Genomic DNA, 19,614 nt, shown 5'->3' with positions numbered 1-19,614 from the left:
CCTACCCGATGCTCAGGGTACGTCGGCGCCTCACCGACCACACTTGATGCGCGTCACACTTTTATCGCGATTCGGTGCTTGAGCGCTACTTGCCGATGCAGAACGTGGAGAACACGTGGCCCAGCAGGTCGTCGGCGCTGATCCGGCCCGTGATCTCGCCCAGGGCATCGTGCGCCAGCCGCAGCTCCTCTGCCGTCAGCTCGAGGTGTTCGTGCTGGAGGTGCAGATGGGCCTTGCCGGCATGGTCCGCCGCCCTGTGCAGGGCTTCGACATGGCGCGCGCGCGCGGAGAATTCGCCTTCGGCACCCTCGGCCGCATGGCCGGTCGCCAGCGCGCGTAGTCGCCGGTGCAGCGCCTCGAGACCGGTGCCCCGCGCCGCCGAGACGTGCACGGTCATGACGTCGTCCAGCGGTGCCTCGGGCAGCAGGTCCACCTTGTTGTGGATCCACAGCACTGCAGGGACGCCGGCAATGTCATCGGCGACGGCCGCGCGGCCGGCCCCCGGATCCCGCGCGTCGACCACCACCAGCGCCACGTCGGCGCGCTGCAGTTCGGCGCGCGCGCGACGCATGCCTTCGCGCTCGATCGCATCGCCGCCGTCGCGCAGTCCGGCGGTATCTACCAGGTGCAATTCCAGTCCATCCAGGCGGATCGTCTCCCGCAGCGTGTCGCGCGTGGTGCCGGCGACGTCGGTGACGATGGCGCGATCGCTGCCTGCCAGCGCATTGAGCAGCGAGCTCTTGCCCGCGTTGGGGGGACCCACGATCACCGCATGCACGCCATCGCGCAGCTTGCGCCCACGCTCGGCGTCGACGATCAGCGCGTCGAGTCCTTCCCGCGCGACGGACAAGCGCGCGCGCACCTGATCGCCGCCGAGCGTATCGAGCGGTTCGTCGGCGAAATCAATGGCCGCTTCGACATGCACGCGCAGGGCCAGCAGGTGCGCCCCCAACGCGTCGACGCGTTGCGAGAACGCACCGTCGAGCGAGCGTCGGGCCGCGCGGGCCGCGCGCGTATCGGCAGCGGCGATCAGGTCGGCGATGGCTTCTGCCTGCGCCAGATCCAACTTCCCGTTGAGGAAGGCGCGCTCGGAAAATTCGCCCGGCCTTGCTGCACGGGCGCCGAGCGAACAAGCGCGCGCCACCAGTTGCTGCAGTACGACAGGACTGCCATGCGCCTGCAATTCGACGACATCCTCTCCGGTGAAGCTGGCGGGCGCAGGGAAGGAAAGCGCGATGCCATCATCGATGGCGGCGCCATCGGCTTCGAGGAAACGGACGTGGTGCGCGCGACGCGGCTGCAGCGCGCGCGCTGAGATCGTCTGCGCGATGCGACGCGCTTCGGGACCCGACAACCGCACGATGCCGACGCCGCCCGCACCCGGCGCACTGGCGATCGCGACGATGGTGTCCTGCACTGCGTTCATGGGATATCGCGTTGGCCCGGGCTTTTAGCGTAGCGGAAACACGAAGCCCGCCGGAGGGCGGGCTTCGTGGCGGTTACTGAGCTGCGGCGGCTTACTTCGCGATGGCGGTCTTCGGCGGCGTGGCCGATTCGCCATGGCGCTTGGTCATCCACCACTGCTGCAGCAGGCCGAGCGCACCGTTGGTCACCCAGTACAGCACCAGACCCGAGGGGAAGAAGGCCATCATCACGCCGAACACCAGCGGCATGAACTGCATCATCTTCTGCTGCATCGGATCCATGCCCGGCGCCGGCGTCAGCTTCTGCGTCAGCCACATCACCAGCATGTTGAGCACGGGCAGGATGAAGTACGGATCGCGCGCGGTGAGGTCCTGGATCCAGGCGAACCACGGCGCCTGGCGCAGTTCGACCGACTCCACCAGCACCCAGTACAGCGCCAGGAACACCGGCATCTGCACGAGGATCGGCAGGCAGCCGCCCATCGGGTTGATCTTCTCCTTCTTGTACAGCTCCATCATGGCGACCTGGAACTTCTGCTTGTCGTCGCCGTAGCGTTCCTTCAACTGCTGGATGCGCGGCTGGAACTTGCGCATCTTGGCGAAGCTCTTGTACTGCGCGGCGGACAACGGATACAGCGCCAGCTTCACCAGGATCACCAGGCCGATGATCGCCCAGCCCCAGTTGCCGATGAAGCCGTGCAGCCCGTTGAGGATGAAGAAAAGGCCCTGGCCGATGAAATCGAAGATCGCGAACTGGCTGTAGTCCACCACGCGGTGCAGACCGGTGACGTTGGTCTGCTTGATCTTGTCGACCAGCTTGGGGCCCACCCACAAACGTGCGGTCGTGGTGGCCTGCTGCCCCGGACCGACGTTCACGCCAGGGCCCATTTCCCGGATCAATGCCTGCGTGTTGCCTGCCGGCGTATCCAGCGAGATCGTGGTGGTATCGGTGGACTGCGGGATCCACGCACTGAAGAAGTGGTGCTGGAGGATCGCGATCCAGCCGTCCTTGACCTGCTTGTCGACGCGGCCATCTTCCAGGTAGTCCTCGTTGAACTTGCGGCGCTGGTAGCCGCCGTCCCACCAGGTGGCGCCGTTGAAGCTGAAGGAATCCGGATTCGTCATGCCGCTCTTCACTTGCGGCGGCGTGCGCAACAACTGGCGGTAGACGGTGCCTTGCCACGTGCCTGCGCCGGCGTTGACTACCTGATCGCTGACTTCGACTTCGTAGCTGGCGCGCTTGAGCGTGTACGTGCGGCGGATGGTGACACCATCCGGGCCCTGCCACACGAACGGCATGCTGATGCTGTCGCTGCCCTGGGCCAGGACCGCTTCGCCCGCCCCGTTCTCCGGCACGAACGCATGATGGTCGGGCGCCTTGCCGCCACTGCTGACCCAGCCGCTCTCCGCCACGTAGTAATGCTGCGGATCATCGCTGAACAAGCGCACCGGGCCACTGCCGGGGGTCTTGCTGGCGGGGTAATGCAACAGGTCGGCCTGCAGCACGCTGCCACCATCCAGCACCAGGCGCAGGACGTCGTTGCTGAGGGTCACGCGCGCGGCCGCGGAGCGAGCGGCAGGCGAGACGCCGGCCACCGCAGGCGCCTCCGTCGGTGCGGCCGGTACCGTTCCGGCGGGCGTCGCCGCGACCGGGGTCGCTGAAGGCACCGTGCTGCCGGTCGAGGTGCCCGTGGTTTGGGCGGCCACCGTGGCCGCCGGTGCGGGCGCTGCCTTGTCCCGGCTCCATTCGAACCACAACAGGGTCGCCACCATCAGCCAGGCGAAGATCAGGAATACACGGGTCTGGTTCATCAGGCAGGCAGTCTCAACCGGCGTCGGGAACCGGTTTGGTCGGAGAAGGAGGAGTGGGTGGCGGCGGCGGCGAATTCAAGCCCGGCGGCATTGTGCCGCCCGGTGCCGATGCGGGCAATGCGCCAGCACGGGTCAGGACGCGTTCGAACGTGGCGCGCAGCTGGAGCGGCTCGGCCTTCGCCGCCGGCGCGCGCGCGACCACGACGTAGTCGCCGCCGGGAAGGCGGTCGCGCAGTCGACGGAAATGCTCGCGTAGCTGCCGCTTGATGCGGTTGCGCATCACGGCGCGCGTATCCACCTTGCGCGACACGGCCAGGCCGAGGCGCGCAGGGCCGTCGCCCGGCAGCCAGTGCAGGCTCATCAGGGGATCGGACGTACGTCGGGCACTGTCGAACACGCGCGCATAGTCAGCGCGTGCACGTACCCGCGCGGAACGCGGGAAGCCGGTGCTCATATCAGCAAGAAGCCCGCTCGTGACCGGGCGGGCTTCTGGTGATGCAAGGAACGCATGGGTGCCTTGGCCGCGCGATGCGGCCAAGTCGCCATCAGGCGGTCAGGCGCTTGCGGCCCTTGGCACGGCGACGGGCCAGGATCTTGCGGCCATCGGCAGTGGCCATACGGGCACGGAAACCGTGGTCGCGCTTGCGCTTCAGGTTGCTGGGTTGGTAAGTGCGCTTGGTGGCCATGGGGCCCTCGGGCGTGTTCGGGTGGAAAGAACCGGAAATTCTATAGGAAGCACCGGCTTACGGTCAACTCCCCCTCCACTTTCATCGCAAGCGGTCCGACTGATGCGGGGTCGGCACGCCGTTCGTCCATTCATCCACATCTTATGCACAGGATCGTTGGCGGGTCCGGGCCCCGGTGGTAGTCTGGCCGGCCCCATCGACGACACCTTCGCGATACCGGCGCCGGCATCGCGGGACAGCGTGTTCGACCCCAATACCTATCGCGAGTTGTTCCACCTGATGGATGCCTGGCCCCGTTGCCTCGAACGCCTGGAAGCCGAATTGCCGGCCGAGGACGTACACACCTGGTTGAAGCCCTTGCAGGCCGAGCAGCGCAGCAATGCCGTGGTGCTGTACGCACCCAACGCGTTCATCGTGGAACAAGTGCGCGAGCGTTATCTCGGCCGGATCCGCGAGTTGCTCGACCATTTCGCCGGGCACGATGATGTGTCGCTGGAGATCGGTTCGCGCAACAAGCCTGCCGAGCCAAGTGCCGCACCGGCTGTTGCGGGTGGTACGCGCGCCAACGCTACGCCGGTGGAGCCTTTCGACGGCAATCTGGACACGCACTACACCTTCGACAACTTCGTCGAGGGCCGCAGCAACCAGCTCGGCCGCGCCGCCGCCTGGCAGGCCGCGCAGAAGCCGGGCGACCGCGCGCACAACCCGCTGTTGCTTTACGGCGGTACCGGTCTGGGCAAGACCCATTTGATGTTCGCTGCAGGCAACGAGCTACGCCGGCAGAATCCGGCCGCGCGCGTGCTGTACCTGCGCAGCGAACAGTTCTTCAGCGCGATGACCAAGGCGCTAATCGAAAAGTCGATGGACCAGTTCAAACGCCGCTTCCAGCAAGTGGATGCGCTGCTGATCGACGACATCCAGTTCTTCGCCGGCAAGGACCGCACGCAGGAAGAGTTCTTCCATACCTTCAACGCGCTGTTCGATGGCCGCCAGCAGATCATCCTGACTTGCGACCGCTATCCGCGCGAGGTGGAGGGCCTGGAGCCGCGCTTGAAGTCGCGCCTGGCCTGGGGCCTGAGCGTGGCGATCGATCCGCCCGATTTCGAAACACGCGCAGCGATCGTTCTGGCCAAGGCACATGAGCGTGGTGCGCAGATTCCCGACGACGTGGCGTTCCTGCTCGCCAAGAAGATGCGCAGCAACGTGCGCGATCTGGAAGGTGCGCTCAACACCCTGGCGGCCCGGGCCAACTTCACGGGGCGGGCGATAACACCGGAGTTCGCCCAGGAAACCCTGCGCGACCTGCTGCGCGCGCAGCAGCAGGCCATCAGCATCCCCAATATCCAGAAGACCGTGGCAGACTACTATGGTCTGCAAATCAAGGACCTGCTGTCCAAGCGGCGCACGCGTTCATTGGCGCGTCCGCGGCAAGTGGCGATGGCCTTGGCGAAGGAACTGACCGAACACAGCCTGCCGGAGATCGGCGATGCGTTCGCCGGTCGTGACCACACGACCGTGCTGCACGCCTGTCGCCAGATCCGCAGCCTCATGGAGGCCGACGGCAAGTTGCGCGAGGACTGGGACAAGCTGATCCGCAAGCTCAGCGAGTAAGGCCCCTCAGGCCTTCGCATCGGGCCTGCGATCACCGTGGGGCCATTGTCGGAAACCCCGGCGACGGTCGCAACGCACAACTTCGTGGACAATCGGCGGGATCGGTTGTGGACAAGATGTGCAGCATTTTGGGGGCTGAAGTTATCCACAAGTTCCCGCACCACTTCGCTACGCCCTGTCCACTGGGTTGCGGGTGGCATAAAAGCATTAATAATCATGGTGTTAGGTAGGTTTTCCCGTGTTTTTCGCCCTACCATCACCACCAGCTTTTAAGTTTTTAGTCCTAAAATCAAAAGCGAAGGGGCTCCCACACTCATGCGTTTCAGTCTGCAGCGCGAAGCATTCCTCAAGCCCTTGGCCCAGGTGGTCAACGTGGTCGAACGCCGGCAGACCCTGCCGGTCCTGGCGAATTTTCTGGTGCAGGTACAGAACGGACAGCTGTCGCTGACGGGTACCGATCTGGAAGTTGAGATGATTTCCCGCAGCGCCGTGGACGACGCGCAGGACGGCGAAACCACGATCCCCGCGCGCAAGCTGTTCGACATCATTCGCGCATTGCCCGATGGCAGCAAAGTCACCGTAAGCCAGACCGGCGACAAGGTGACGGTGCAGGCGGGACGCAGCCGGTTCACCTTGGCGACCCTGCCGGCCAACGATTTCCCGTCGGTCGACGAAGTGGAAGCCACCGAGCGGATCGAAGTGCCGGAAGCGACGCTCAAGGAGCTGATCGAACGCACCTCCTTCGCGATGGCGCAGCAGGACGTTCGCTATTACCTCAATGGCCTGCTGTTCGACCTCAGCGAGCGCACGCTACGCTGCGTGGCGACCGATGGTCATCGTCTGGCCCTGTGCGAATCACAGCTCGAAGGCGCGCCGGTCGGCAAGCGCCAGATCATCGTGCCGCGCAAGGGTGTAACCGAACTCCAGCGGCTACTGGAAGGCGGCGACCGCAGTCTGGAACTGGAAGTCGGTCGCAGTCATATCCGCGTGAAGCGCGACGACGTCACTTTCACCTCGAAACTGATCGATGGCCGCTTCCCCGACTACGCCGCAGTGATCCCGATTGGTGCGGACCGCGAAGTGCTGTTGGATCGTGAAGTACTGCGCGCTGCGCTCCAGCGTGCCGCCATCCTTTCGAACGAGAAGTACCGGGGCGTACGCGTCGAGGTGTCGCCGGGTCAGCTGAAGATCAGCGCCCACAACCCGGAGCAGGAAGAAGCCCAGGAAGAGATCGAGGCCGACACCAAGGTCGATGGCCTGGCGATCGGCTTCAACGTGAACTACTTGCTGGATGCGCTGTCGGCGCTGCGCGACGAGCACATCGTCCTGCAGCTGCGTGATGCGAACTCCTCTGCCTTGGTCCGCGAGGCCAGCAGCGAGAAGTCGCGCCACGTCGTCATGCCGCTGCGCCTCTGACGAGCCTGTTCCACGTGGAACACAACGCTTCGCCCGGCACACGCCGGGCGATGCCGTTTCAGGGTCCAGGGAGGTGGCAGCGGCCCGGTACTGGAAATCGCTCACGTAGAATTCCCGCCATGTCGCCGTCGTCCGATCGCCCTGCGCCCCTCCCAGATTTCGTTCGCGATACGCCGCGTAGGGCGTCTCGATGCGGGTGACTCGGCTGGAGGCCAGTGGACTGCGACGCTTTCCCCACGTGTCGTTGGCGCCGGAGGCCGGACTTAACCTGATCACGGGCGACAACGGCGCCGGCAAGACCAGTCTGCTGGAGGCCCTGCACCTGATGGCTTATGGCCGCAGTTTTCGGGGCCGGGTGCGGGACGGGTTAGTGCGAACAGGTGCCGACGCTATCGAGGTGTTCGTCGAATGGCGAGAAGATGCCCAGGGACGCCAGCGGCGGGCCGGTCTACGGCATAGCGGCCAGGCGTGGACCGGTCGGCTTGATGGCGAAAACGTGGCCCAGTTGGGCGATCTCTGTGCCGCCTTGGCCGTCGTCAGCTTCGAGCCAGGGAGCCACGCCTTGGTGACGGGCGGCGGCGAACCTCGCCGTCGTTTCATGGATTGGGGGTTGTTCCACGTGGAACAGGGGCGTGAAGGAGGCTTCCTTCCCCTGTGGCGTCGCTATGCCCGTGCCTTGAAGCAGCGAAATACGCTGTTGAAGGCGGGCATTGGTGGTGGGCAGCTCGATGCCTGGGACCACGAGCTCGCGGAAGCAGGAGAACCCCTCACGGCCCATCGCCAGGGGTACCTTGATGCGCTTCAGGACGACCTGGCTACGGTTGTCCGTGAACTGGCCCCTTCGCTTGGAGTGGCGTCGCTGCAATTTTCCCCGGGCTGGCGCCGACACGAACTGTCGCTGGCTGACGCGCTGCTGCTAGCACGGGATCGGGATCGGGCTGCGGGCTACACCACCGTAGGACCGCATCGGGCCGACTGGCGCATCGACTACTCCACCCTACCCCAGCGCGAAACCCTCTCGCGGGGCCAGGCCAAGCTGACGGCCTTGTCCTGCCTGTTGGCACAGGCCCAGGATTTCGCCCGTCGCCGCGGAGAATGGCCGGTGATCGCACTGGACGACCTCGCGTCCGAGCTGGATCGGCATCATCAGCGCCGGATCCTTGAGCGGCTGCTGGCCAGCGGCGCTCAAGTGTTCATCACGGGGACTGAAGCACCCCCAGGCTTGGATGAGTCTGTCGTTCGACCCGCCTTGTTCCACGTGGAACAAGGCATTGTCCAGCGTCTGCCCAAGCCTTGAAACAGGGGCTAAGTGCCCACCAGTGCTATAATTCCGCATTGATCCCTTGGCTCCCGCAATGCGCCCACCGGCCCGGTGGCGCGGCGCCCGCCATGAAGCCGACACGAAGCGAATGACCGACGAAACGACCTCTTCTGCACCGAACGGCAATACGTACGACGCCAACAGCATCACCGCCCTGGAAGGGCTGGAAGCGGTTCGCAAGCGTCCCGGCATGTACATCGGCGACGTGCATGACGGCACGGGCCTGCACCACATGGTGTTCGAGGTCGTCGACAATTCGATCGACGAAGCGCTGGCCGGCCATGCCGACCATGTGGCGGTCACCATCCATGCTGATGGTTCGGTCTCGGTTTCCGACAACGGTCGCGGCATTCCGGTCGGCAAGCATGCGCAAATGAGCGCCAAGCTCGGCCGTGAGGTGTCTGCCGCCGAAGTCGTCATGACCGTGCTCCACGCAGGCGGCAAGTTCGACGACAACAGCTACAAGGTGTCTGGCGGCCTGCACGGCGTGGGCGTGAGCGTGGTCAATGCGCTCTCTGAAAAACTGCAGCTGGATATCTTCCAGGGCGGGTTCCACTATCGCCAGGAATACAGCAACGGTGCCGCCCTGGGTCCGTTGAACCAGATCGAAAACTCCACCAAGCGCGGCACCACCTTGCGCTTCTGGCCATCGGTAACCGCCTTCCACGGCAACGTCGAGTTTCATTACGACATCCTGGCCCGCCGCTTGCGCGAGCTGTCGTTCCTCAACTCCGGCGTCAAGATCGTGCTGGTCGACGAGCGCGGCGAAGGCCGCCACGACGATTTCCACTACGAAGGCGGCATCCGCAGCTTCGTGGAGCACCTTGCCCACCTCAAGACACCGCTGCATCCGAACGTGATCTCGGTCAGTGGCGAACAGAACGGCATTACGGTGGAAGTCGCGCTGCAATGGACCGACGCCTACCAGGAAACGATGTTCTGCTTCACCAACAACATCCCTCAGAAGGATGGCGGTACCCACCTGATCGGCTTCCGTGCCGCGCTGACGCGCACGTTGACGAACTACATCGAACAGAGCGGCATCGCCAAGCAGGCGAAGGTCAACCTGTCGGGCGACGACATGCGCGAAGGCATGATCGCCGTGTTGTCGGTCAAAGTCCCGGATCCCAGCTTCTCCTCGCAAACCAAGGAGAAACTGGTCAGTTCCGACGTCAGACCGGTCGTTGAGAGCACGTTCGGTGCACGTTTGGAGGAGTTCCTGCAGGAACACCCCCACGAGGCCCGCGCGATCGCCGGCAAGATCGTCGACGCCGCCCGCGCCCGCGAGGCTGCCCGCAAAGCGCGTGACCTGACCCGCCGCAAGGGTGCGCTGGATATCGCCGGCTTGCCCGGCAAGCTGGCCGACTGCCAGGAGAAGGATCCGGCGCTGTCCGAACTCTTCATCGTCGAGGGCGACTCCGCGGGCGGTTCTGCCAAGCAGGGTCGCAACCGCAAGAACCAGGCCGTGCTGCCGCTGCGCGGCAAGATCCTCAACGTGGAACGCGCGCGCTTCGACCGCATGCTCGCCAGCGCCGAGGTCGGCACCCTGATCACCGCACTCGGCACCGGCATCGGCAAGGACGAGTACAACCCGGACAAGCTGCGCTACCACCGCATCATCATCATGACCGACGCCGACGTCGACGGTTCGCACATCCGCACACTGCTGCTGACGTTCTTCTACCGGCAGATGCCGGAGCTGATCGAGCGCGGCCACGTCTATATCGGCCTGCCGCCACTGTACAAGCTCAAGCAGGGCAAGCAGGAGCTCTATCTCAAGGATGACGCAGCGCTCAACGTCTACCTGGCGAACAACGCAGTCGAAGGTGCGTCGCTGGTGCCCGCCGATGGCGAGCCGCCGATTTCGGGCGAAGCACTCGAGAAGCTGCTGCTCGTCTTCACCACCGCCCGCGACACCATCGCGCGCAATGCGCACCGCTACGATCCGGTGCTGCTGGAGTCGCTGATCGACTTCACGCCGCTCGACGCGGAGCACCTGCAGCAGAACATCGACGAGCGCCATGAACTCGCCGCACTGGAAGCCAAGCTCAATCGTGGCAGCCTCGGCAGTGCACGCTATTCGCTGACGCTGCAGCCGGCGACCGAACAGCGCCCTGCCGCGCTGCTGGCGATGCGCCGACACATGGGCGAGGAACTGGTGCAGGTGCTGTCGCTGTCGGCCTTCGAAAGCGGCGAACTGCGTCCGCTGCGCGAGGCCGCATCGTTGTTGCACGGTCTGGTGCGCGAAGGCGCGCAGGTCATCCGCGGCAACAAGGCGCAACCGGTGGCCACGTTCGCCGATGCGCAGGCGTGGTTGCTCGAGGAAGCCAAGAAGGGTCGCAGCATCCAGCGCTTCAAGGGCCTGGGCGAAATGAATCCCGAGCAGCTGTGGGACACCACGGTCAATCCCGATACGCGTCGTCTGTTGCAGGTCCGCATCGAAGACGCAGTCGCCGCCGATCAGATTTTCAGCACGCTGATGGGCGATGTGGTGGAACCACGCCGCGAATTCATCGAAGACAACGCGCTGAAGGTCTCGAACCTCGACGTGTGACGCCTCGGGGATGACGACGAGCCCGTACGATCCGGCGCAGGCCGGCGGCAACGCGCCGCTGCGCGCTGCGTTGTCCGCGTTCGCGCTGGATGTCGTATTGGCGATCCTGCTGTCGTTCTCGACGATGATGGTGGGTATCTTCGGCTGGTCTGCATGGCGCGGCGTGCAATTGGCGCGGCAAGGCAACGACCTCAGCGCAGCGCAGTTGCAGTCAGCGGTCGGAACACCGCCGGTGCTGTTCCTGATCCTGCTTACGCTCGTCAGTACCGGGGGTGCCGCCCTGGTGCTGTACTTCTGGCGCCGACGCGCGACCTCCATCGAGCGATCCACGTCCTGGACTGCGACACGGCGTCCGCGGACGTGGTGGCTTGTCCTGCTGGGAGGCGTGGCGACCTTCCTTCTCAGTACTCTATTGACCGGCCTAGGACGGGCACTCGGCCTTGATCTCACGCCGAGCAATCTGGAACTGATCGAAGCCGGTTTCGCGCAGTACCCCGTGTTCCTGGCGTTGTTCGCCGTCGTCCTGGCACCGCTCTACGAGGAACTGCTGTTCCGTCGCGTGCTGTTCGGGCGGCTTTGGCAGGCAGGCTGGCCGATGCTCGGTCTGCTGCTGAGCAGTGTGGTCTTTGCCCTGGTGCACGAGATGCCCGGCCTCAATGGCAAGCCGGCGACCAGCACGTTGTTCCTGATCGTCGTCTACGCCGGGATGGGTGCCGTTTTCGCGGCTTTGTACCGGGCCACCGGGACACTCTGGGCGCCCATTGGGGCTCATATCCTGAACAATGCGCTAGCGCTCGCTGTCCTTCAGGTTTACAGCGGTGCGCAGGCTTAATGTGATTGACGAAAGTTTAAGATGTCCTTCTCCAGACTCCTGCCGTGTACACCGCCGCAGGGGGCGCGCATGAAACTTCGGATACTGGCTTTCGCTGTCGCATTGAGCATGACGGCGTGCGCGACCACCACCTCGCCCACCGGCCGCACGCAGATGGTGGGCGGTGTTTCGCAGGCCCAGCTGGACCAGTTGGGCGCGCAGGCCTTTGCCGAGACCAAGGCAAAGGAGACCCTTAACCGGGACGCAAAACAGAACGCCTACGTCACCTGCGTGGTCAATGCGCTGGTTCGGCAGCTCCCACCCGAGCAGCGCAGCGTCGCGTGGGAGACTGCGGTCTTCACCGACAACGAGCCCAACGCGTTCGCGTTGCCGGGAGGCAAGGTCGGCGTGAATACCGGCATTTTCACCGTCGCCAAGAACCAGGACCAGTTGGCCGCCGTGCTTGGGCATGAAATCGGCCATGTGATTGCGCGCCACCATGAAGAGCGCATCACCCGCCAGATGGGCGCGCAGACGGGCGTCGGAGTCATCAGTGCCCTGCTCGGCGCGCGCTACGGTCAGGGCGCTGCCAATACGGCCAGCCAGATCGGCGGCATGACCGCTCAAACGGTCTTTCTGCTCCCAGGCTCGAGGGAGCAGGAAAGCGAAGCCGATATCGTCGGACAGCGATTGATGGCGCAAGCGGGTTTCGATCCGCGTCAGGCTGTCGGCCTCTGGCAGAACATGATGGCCGCCAGCGGCGGCCGATCGCCGCAATGGTTGTCGACCCACCCCGATCCGGCCAATCGCATCCGGGAACTGGAACGCGATGCGCCCACCCTCGTGCCCACGTACGAGGCGGCCAGGAAGGCCGGAAACGCACCGAAATGCGGCTGACACACGGTCCGGTATTGCTGCGTAGCAGCACACGGAACGGTATCCGCCTCACCTCGGTTTCTGTTAGTTTTGCCGGCCCCGCACGCGGGCGGGATGCAGTGGCATCTCCCGCAAGGCCCCACGAGGTTTGACATGAAGCTCCTGACCCCCAAGACCACCCTGCTCAGCCTTGCGCTGTTTGGCGCGCTTGCTGGCGGCGTCGCCTTCGACGCAGACGCTGCCCGTCGCAACGAACAGCAGCAGAAAAAGGAAGAAGTGCTGTTCCCCGATGCCACGCGCGAGGAGCCGACGGTCAAAGGGTCGCCGAAGGTGCAGACCAAACTCAACAAACTGATCGAGACCTATAACAAGGCCATCGAGCAGGAAGACGAAGCCAAGCAGCAGCAGGGATATGCCGCCGCCCGTACGCTGGCCGATGAAATCATCGCCAACGAAGCCGCCAACAACTACGACAAGGCACTAGCCGCCCAGATCGCCTCGCAGGCGGCGTTGAACACCGATGATGAAGCGGGTGCCGAGGCGTACCTGAAGCAGGCGGTGGATGCGAATGCGCTGAGCAACAATCAGCACTTCCAGTTGCAGCTGCAGCTGGCGCAGATCCAGCTGCAGAAAGACGATTACACCAACGGTTTCGCCACGCTGGACAAGTATTTCGCGGACTCCAAGAGCAAGCGGCCGGCAGATCTCGCGTTCCAGGGCCAGTACCTCTACCAGGCCGAGCGTTACGCGGACTGCATTGCGCCGTTGAAACAAGCGATCGAGACCTCGACCAACCCGCAGGACAAGGTCGACAACTGGACCCAGATTCTGATGGTTTGCTATCAGGAGTCCGGCAAGACCGCCGATGCCCTGAAGGTCGCCGAAGCAATGGCAGCCAAGTCGCCCAACGACAAGCGTGCCCAGATGAACCTGGCCAGCATCTATCTGAACTCCGAGCAGGAAGCCAAGGCGGCCGCTGTGCTCGAAAAGATGCGCAGCTCCGGCCTGATGACCGAAGAGAAGGACTACAAGCAGCTCTTTATCACCTACGCCAACATGGACGGCAAGGAGAAGGAAGTCATCTCCGTCGTCAACGAGGGCTTGCAGAAGGGGCTGCTGAAGCCGGACTTCCAGACCCAGCTCGCCCTGGCGCAGGCCTACTACTATTCCGAGCAGATCCCGCAGGCGATCGAGGCTTGGCAGAAGGCCGCGCCGCTGGGCACGAACGGCGACACCTACCTCAACCTCGCCCGGGTGCTGTGGCAGGAAGGCCGAATCCCCGAAGCCAAGGTCGCGGCCCGGGCGGCGCTGGACAAGGGTCTGAAGAAGCCGGAAGACGCGAAAAAGATCATCGCGCTCCCGTAACGGGAATCCGTGACACCGAAGGCCAAAAATCCATACGGATGATGGCACCGGGGAGCCGGATTGGTATAAGCTGGGGATTCCGCCGGTGAAAAGCTCGCCGGCAGAATCCAGAACTAACGAGGCGCCCTGGCGCCCGTATCAACCTTGAGTTAATTGGCGCATGGCTGAACAACTGGTCATCAACAGGTATCGGGACCAAGAAGAGGACACGGGCCTCAACTGGCCCCGTATCATCGGTATTGCCTTCGTGATCGCACTGCACGCAGCAGCCCTGCTTGCACTGCTGATCCCGGCCGTCGCTCCGCCGGCGGAGAAGGAGCAGGAGCGTCGCACCTCCGTGGTGATCGTCGACGCCCCGCCGCCTCCCCCGCCGCCGCCGCCGCCGCCGCCGAAGGACGACACTCCGCCGCCGCCGGTGAAGAACCTGGCGCCGCCTAAGACCACCCCACTGCCGCCGCCGCCGGAAGCGCCGCCGGTCGACATCGCCGAGCCGCGACCGACCGACATCGTGAGCCCGCCGTCGCCGCCGGCCCCGCCGTCGCCGACGCCGGACATCGGCGCCAGCGTGGACATTTCGTCCAAGAACATGAACCCGCCCCGCTACCCGCCCGCCGCCGCGCGCGCCGGTATCGAAGGCACGGTTATCCTGATCATCGACGTGGACGCCAACGGCAACGTGACCAACGTGTCGGTGGAGAAGTCCAGCCGCAACCGCGACCTCGACCGCGCGGCGATGGAGGCGGCCCGCAAGTGGCGCTTCAACGCCTCGGTGGTCAATGGCCAGAAGGCCGCAGGCCGCGTCCGCGTGCCGGTCGACTTCAACATGGGTGGTTGAGGACGGCCTCCGTTCTCGTCCCCAGTTTCGCTCGTAACCCGCAATACCCTCAATCAACACTTATATAAAGGTAAGCGTCATGCTGCAGGAAACCCTTTTCGCCGCCGCCGCCGGGGGCACCAACGCCGCGAACGCCCTGTCGCAAATGGGCTTCGAGCACATGATCAGCGAAATGATCAGCAAGCCCGGCGAGTTCATCGTCTCCTGGGTCGTGCTGCTCACCCTGGTCATCATGTCCGCCATGTCCTGGTACTGGACGGTCATCAACGTGCTTCGCAGCACCCGCCTGAAGGGCCAGGCTGACCGCGTCACCAGCGCCTTCTGGGAAACCCCGAACGCGCAGGACGCCATCCGTCTGATGGAAGAACAGCCGAAGAACGAGCCGTTCTCGAAGATCGCGCTGGACGCCGCCCAGGCGGCTGCTCACCACCAGCGTTCGGAAGGTTCGGGCGAGACCCTGAGCCGCTCGGAGTTCGTCGATCGCGCCCTGCGCCAGGCCGTGACCCGTGAGAGCACCAACCTGCAGGGCGGCATGACGCTGCTCGCCACCGTCGGTGCGACCGCGCCGTTCGTGGGTCTGCTGGGTACGGTGTGGGGCATCTACGGCGCGCTGATCCGCATCGGTGCGACCGGCCAGGCTTCGATCGACGCCGTTGCCGGCCCGGTGGGTGAAGCGCTGATCATGACCGCCATCGGTCTGTTCGTCGCGATCCCGGCCGTGTTCGCCTACAACTTCTTCAGCAAGACGAACGCGGCCGTCATCGCCAAGTTCGATACGTTCGCGCACGACCTGCACGACTTCTTCGCCACCGGCTCGCGCGTTCGCTGAGCCGGCGGTCAAGTAGTCAACGCAACGTTCTAGACGGAGCCCGTCATGGCTTTCAGTAGTGGTAATAGCGGTGGCCCGATGGCCGAGATCAACGTCACGCCCCTCGTGGACGTGATGTTGGTCCTGCTGATCATCTTCATCATCACGGCGCCGCTGATGTCGCATAAGGTGAAGATCGAACTGCCCGAGGCGAACCTTATCCAGGACAAGGAGAAGGAAGCGCCGAAGACCCCGCCGATCACCATCTCGGTGAAGGAGAACGGGGATCTGTTCTGGGGCGACGAACCGGTGTCCAAGGAAATCCTGGAATCCCGCCTTTCGAGCGCGGCCCAGCTCCAGCCTCAGCCGAAGCTCAACCTGCGTGGCGACAAGACGACGAAGATGGGCACCATCGCCGACGTCACGAAGATCGCGCAGAGCCAGGGCATGCTGGACATCGGCTACGTGGCCACGAAACAGAAGGGGCAGTAAGCCATGGCATTCAGTAGTGGTGGAAGCAAGGGCCCCATGGCCGACATCAACGTCACGCCGCTCGTGGACGTGATGTTGGTGCTGTTGATCATCTTCATCGTGACCGCGCCGATCATGACGTATCCGATCGAGGTGGCACTGCCGCAGCGCGTGATCAATCCGCCGCCGCAGTTGCGTGAGCCGCCGCCGCCGATCGACCTGCGTATCGAGGCCGACAACACGATTTACTGGAACAACAGCCCGGTGAGCGTGGCCGACCTGCAGCAGCGGATGGAACAGGAGGTCCAGCGCGACCCGACGAACCAGCCGGAGCTGCGCATCGAAGCGAAGTCGGAAGCGCACTACGACGTGATGGCCAAGGTCCTGGCCGCCGCGAAGAACGCGCAGATGATGAAGATTGGTTTCGTGCAGTAACCCTGACGCACAATGCCTTTTGAACGCCGCCCTTCTGGGCGGCGTTTTTCTTTGCGTGGACAAGGCAGTTGCCCCGTCCGCTTGGCGAGACCTCTTGCGACCCGGAGGAGACGGGCGTAGCGTCGGAGCCAATCCCGACGGTAAGGAGGTGTGCGATGGCGTTCTCCGCTCCTGCAGGTCGTTCGGAACTGGCCGAGATCAATATCACGCCGCTCGTGGACGTGATGCTGGTACTGCTGGTCATCTTCATGGTTACGGCGCCACTGTTGTCACGGCCGATCGATGCAGTCCTGCCGCAGCGCACGGACCGACAGATCGAACAGCAGCCACCCAACGACCTGGTGCTCAACGTCGGCTTGGGCGGCACCTACACGCTGGACGACAGACCGGTGACGCTGTCGGCATTGCGCATTCTCATGGATGAGGCGCGGTTGTCGGACCCGAAGACGGTGCTCCAGGTGGAAGCGGTCGAGGGCGCCGAATACCAGCAACTGGTGGATGCGTTGGCGCAGGCCGAGGCCAGCGGCATCCGCAACATCGTCATGCGCGACTGACGCGCGCGGTGGCGCTCAGCGGCGGTGTTCCGCCGCCGCTGTCGCGTCGTCGAGGATCGCTAAATATGCCTGTACGGTGCGCTGCAGTCCCGCGTACAGGGCTTCGCCGATCAACGCGTGCCCGATGGACACTTCCAACACATCCGGGACGTTCTCAAGGAACTCCTCCAGATTGCCCTGGCTGAGGTCGTGGCCGGCATTGACGCCCATCCCCAATGCCTGGGCCTCGCGCGCGGTGCGCACGCAACGGGCGAGCTCGATAGAAGCATCGCCGCGCGCCGCCGCTTCCGCGAACGGGCCGGTATAGATTTCGATCCGGTCAGCGCCGATCTTTGCGGCGGTTTCCAGACCCTCGCAACCAGCATCGACGAACAGGCTCACCCGGCAACCGAGGGCCTTCAGTTCGGCGACCAACGGCGCCAAGCGTTCGCCATCGCGGGCGAAATCAAAGCCGTGATCGGAGGTGATCTGGCCGTCCCCATCCGGCACCAGCGTGGCCTGAGCCGGACGCGCGGCATCGCATAGGGCCAGGAAGCCTGGGTACCCATCACGCGGTGGCGCGAATGGGTTGCCCTCGATGTTCAGCTCGACGCCACTCTCGTCCACCAGCGCGGCCAAGGCGAGGACATCATCGGGACGGATATGGCGCTGGTCCGGGCGTGGATGCACGGTGATGCCATGAGCGCCCGCATACAGGCACGTGCGCGCAGCGCGCACGACGTCCGGCTCGCTGCCACCGCGCGAGTTTCGGAGCACGGCGATCTTGTTGACGTTGACGCTGAGCAGGGTCATGGCACCGTCCTTGGAGCGGGCGTCAGGTCGCCGATGGCGGCTCGGAAGCGGAGGGCGCGGCGTTGCGCCGCGCTTCGGCCATCTCGCGCAGGCGGCGCAGCTCGCCGGGATCGATCATCGCCGATTGGTCGCGGCTGCTGTCGCCGACGCGGCGACCGTACCAGCCGACGATCCATGCGACGAACAGTCCGAGCGACGCCAGCATCAGGGCGACCATCAGCGCCATCGAGGTCGTGCGCATAGCCATCACCATGCTGCCGACGGCCATCAACAGGAAAAGCCAGTGCATCGTCCACCCCCGGGGCTTGATGGGCGCATCTTACCGCCTCCGCCCAGGGGCAAAAAACGCCCTGCTTCACAGCAACGGCGACATCAGCCGAGCCAGCGCCTCCGGCAGGCGGTGTCGCCACAAGGAACGGTCGCGCTGGACCCGGACGGGTTCGCTGGCGGCAATCTCCGACTCCAGCCATTGGCCCAGTGTCCCGGCCACGCCGCGATCGCGGAACATCATCGAAATCTCGAAGTTGAGGCGGAAACTGCGGTGGTCGAAGTTCGCGCTGCCGATGATGGCCATCGCGTCGTCGCAGAGCAGCGCCTTGCTGTGCATCATCCGCGGGCCGTACTCGTAGACTTTCACGCCCGCGGCGAGCAATTCGTCGAAGTAAGAGCGCGCCGCCAGCGTGACCAGCCGCGAGTCGCTGACTTTGGGCACCACCAGACGTACATCCAGGCCGCCCAGCGCCGCGGAGGTCAGCGCCATGCGCGCGGCCTCGCCCGGGACGAAATAGGGGGTCACCAGCCAGACGCGTTGCTTCGCTTCGTGGATGGCCGCCACCTTCATGCGGTGGATCGGTTCCCATGCCGAATCCGGCCCCGACACCAGCACCTGTGCAGAAATGCCACCCTGCACGTTGGACTCGGTCGCGCTCCACAGGCGCGTGCCCTGGAAATCCTTGCGCTGCTGGCCGGTGGCGTAGACCCAGTCTTCGACGAAGACCTGCTGGATGCTGCGGACGACTTCGCCTTCCAGCCGCAGGTGCAGGTCGCGATACGCATCCTCACGCAACGACTCGTCCTCATCGTCGGTGACGTTGATGCCGCCGGTGAACGCCACGCGCCCGTCGACCACGACGATCTTGCGGTGCGTGCGCAGGTTGAGCCACGGCCGGGTGAAGGGACGGAACTTGGTCGGATGGAACCACGCGTATTCACCGCCGGCGTCAACCAAAGGACCGAGCGCGCGCTTGCGCAATCGGTTCGATCCCACCGCATCCAGCAGCAACCGCACCTTCACGCCCTCGCGCGCCTTGGCGGTCAGCGCGTCCAGTACGCGCTGGCCGGTCCTGTCGCCGTTGAAGATGTAGTACTCGACATGGATATGGTTCTCGGCGGCCGCGATCGCATCGAGGATGGCCTGGTACGTGGCGCAACCATCCACCAGCTGTTGTACTGAAGTCGCGGTGGAAGGCGGCAGGCCCGTCGTCTTCTGCGCAAGCATGGGCAACTCAGCGCTGTTGCCATCGGTCGGCGCGAACACCTCGTAGCTTTCCAGCCCCTCGCGCGAACGCGTGCGGCGCAGCTGGTGGCGCTTGATCCGCTGTGGCCCCAACAGGAAGTAGATCAGGTAGCCGACATACGGCAGCAATGCCAGCGACAATAGCCAGCTGAGCGTCGCGACCGGCTCGCGCTTCTGCAGGATGATCCACGAACATAGCGGCACGAGGTAAAGCAGCCAGGCCACCGTGACCCAGAGCTGCAGGTTGGGCAGTGAGCCGAGGGTGTCCCAGAGGGCAGTCAGAGCGTCGCGCATGAAGCGATTCTATATGCCGTGTCGCGGGGGCTG

The 19,614-nt window shown here is 64.6% G+C and carries 19 protein-coding genes; 12 read left to right on the top strand and 7 right to left on the bottom strand.

Annotated elements, in window-relative coordinates; translation table 11 throughout:
• Positions 1–85 precede the first annotated feature (85 nt).
• From mnmE to rpmH, 4 genes are all read right to left on the bottom strand, one after another.
• Positions 86–1,426, bottom strand: coding sequence for a tRNA uridine-5-carboxymethylaminomethyl(34) synthesis GTPase MnmE (mnmE, locus tag BM365_RS10855; RefSeq protein ID WP_093489082.1), 1,341 nt, complete (start codon positions 1,424–1,426; stop codon positions 86–88).
• Positions 1,427–1,517: 91 nt separating this feature from the next.
• Positions 1,518–3,236, bottom strand: coding sequence for a membrane protein insertase YidC (gene yidC, locus BM365_RS10850; protein ID WP_093489080.1), 1,719 nt, complete (start codon positions 3,234–3,236; stop codon positions 1,518–1,520).
• A 13-nt stretch (positions 3,237–3,249) separates the two neighbouring features.
• A complete protein-coding gene (gene rnpA / locus BM365_RS10845) occupies positions 3,250–3,690 on the bottom strand; it encodes a ribonuclease P protein component (RefSeq protein WP_093489078.1) in 441 nt (146 codons plus the stop codon).
• 91 nt (positions 3,691–3,781) lie between these two features.
• Positions 3,782–3,922: a 50S ribosomal protein L34 gene (rpmH, locus tag BM365_RS10840; RefSeq protein ID WP_027083663.1), complete on the bottom strand. Its 141-nt coding sequence runs from the start codon at positions 3,920–3,922 to the stop codon at positions 3,782–3,784.
• Between the two features lie 279 nt (positions 3,923–4,201).
• Here rpmH and dnaA point away from each other — a divergent pair, with 279 nt between their 5' ends.
• The 12 genes from dnaA (at position 4,202) to BM365_RS10780 (ending at position 16,979) form a co-directional block, all read left to right on the top strand.
• Complete coding sequence (dnaA, locus tag BM365_RS10835; protein ID WP_093489675.1) at positions 4,202–5,533, top strand: chromosomal replication initiator protein DnaA; 1,332 nt, start codon at positions 4,202–4,204, stop codon at positions 5,531–5,533.
• 315 nt (positions 5,534–5,848) lie between these two features.
• On the top strand, positions 5,849–6,949 hold the full coding sequence (gene dnaN, locus BM365_RS10830) for a DNA polymerase III subunit beta (protein WP_093293937.1): 1,101 nt from the start codon (positions 5,849–5,851) through the stop codon (positions 6,947–6,949).
• A 190-nt stretch (positions 6,950–7,139) separates the two neighbouring features.
• Complete coding sequence (recF, locus tag BM365_RS10825; RefSeq protein WP_093489076.1) at positions 7,140–8,246, top strand: DNA replication/repair protein RecF; 1,107 nt, start codon at positions 7,140–7,142, stop codon at positions 8,244–8,246.
• Positions 8,247–8,358: 112 nt separating this feature from the next.
• A complete protein-coding gene (gyrB, locus tag BM365_RS10820) occupies positions 8,359–10,824 on the top strand; it encodes a DNA topoisomerase (ATP-hydrolyzing) subunit B (RefSeq protein WP_093489074.1) in 2,466 nt (821 codons plus the stop codon).
• Between the two features lie 10 nt (positions 10,825–10,834).
• Positions 10,835–11,656, top strand: a complete 822-nt coding sequence (locus BM365_RS10815; RefSeq protein ID WP_093489072.1) for a CPBP family intramembrane glutamic endopeptidase — start codon at positions 10,835–10,837, stop codon at positions 11,654–11,656.
• Positions 11,657–11,725: 69 nt separating this feature from the next.
• On the top strand, positions 11,726–12,532 hold the full coding sequence (locus tag BM365_RS10810; protein ID WP_093489070.1) for a M48 family metallopeptidase: 807 nt from the start codon (positions 11,726–11,728) through the stop codon (positions 12,530–12,532).
• A gap of 132 nt (positions 12,533–12,664) precedes the next feature.
• Entirely contained in the window at positions 12,665–13,876 is a 1,212-nt protein-coding gene (locus BM365_RS10805) for a tetratricopeptide repeat protein (protein ID WP_093489068.1), read from the top strand.
• A 160-nt stretch (positions 13,877–14,036) separates the two neighbouring features.
• The gene (locus tag BM365_RS10800) at positions 14,037–14,711 is read left to right on the top strand and encodes an energy transducer TonB (protein ID WP_093489065.1); all 675 of its coding nucleotides are present in this window, start codon (positions 14,037–14,039) and stop codon (positions 14,709–14,711) included.
• Positions 14,712–14,790: 79 nt separating this feature from the next.
• Complete coding sequence (gene exbB, locus BM365_RS10795; RefSeq protein ID WP_056879953.1) at positions 14,791–15,540, top strand: TonB-system energizer ExbB; 750 nt, start codon at positions 14,791–14,793, stop codon at positions 15,538–15,540.
• 45 nt (positions 15,541–15,585) lie between these two features.
• Entirely contained in the window at positions 15,586–16,011 is a 426-nt protein-coding gene (locus BM365_RS10790) for an ExbD/TolR family protein (protein ID WP_093489063.1), read from the top strand.
• A 3-nt stretch (positions 16,012–16,014) separates the two neighbouring features.
• Positions 16,015–16,425 carry an ExbD/TolR family protein gene (locus BM365_RS10785; RefSeq protein WP_093489061.1) on the top strand — a complete coding sequence of 137 codons (411 nt, stop codon included), beginning with the start codon at positions 16,015–16,017 and terminating at the stop codon, positions 16,423–16,425.
• A 155-nt stretch (positions 16,426–16,580) separates the two neighbouring features.
• Positions 16,581–16,979 carry an ExbD/TolR family protein gene (locus BM365_RS10780; RefSeq protein WP_093489059.1) on the top strand — a complete coding sequence of 133 codons (399 nt, stop codon included), beginning with the start codon at positions 16,581–16,583 and terminating at the stop codon, positions 16,977–16,979.
• Positions 16,980–16,994: 15 nt separating this feature from the next.
• Here the strand turns inward: BM365_RS10780 and BM365_RS10775 are convergent, their stop codons facing one another.
• From BM365_RS10775 to cls, 3 genes are all read right to left on the bottom strand, one after another.
• A complete protein-coding gene (locus BM365_RS10775; protein ID WP_093489057.1) occupies positions 16,995–17,771 on the bottom strand; it encodes a pyridoxine 5'-phosphate synthase in 777 nt (258 codons plus the stop codon).
• 22 nt (positions 17,772–17,793) lie between these two features.
• A complete protein-coding gene (locus tag BM365_RS10770; protein WP_093489055.1) occupies positions 17,794–18,060 on the bottom strand; it encodes a hypothetical protein in 267 nt (88 codons plus the stop codon).
• Between the two features lie 66 nt (positions 18,061–18,126).
• Positions 18,127–19,581 (bottom strand): cardiolipin synthase, encoded by a 1,455-nt coding sequence (cls, locus tag BM365_RS10765; protein WP_093489053.1) that lies wholly within the window; start codon positions 19,579–19,581, stop codon positions 18,127–18,129.
• Positions 19,582–19,614 lie beyond the last annotated feature (33 nt).

Origin of the sequence: Pseudoxanthomonas sp. YR558 (genome assembly GCF_900116385.1) — a bacterium.
GTDB lineage: Bacteria > Pseudomonadota > Gammaproteobacteria > Xanthomonadales > Xanthomonadaceae > Pseudoxanthomonas_A.
This window is presented reverse-complemented; position numbering and strand designations above follow the sequence as displayed.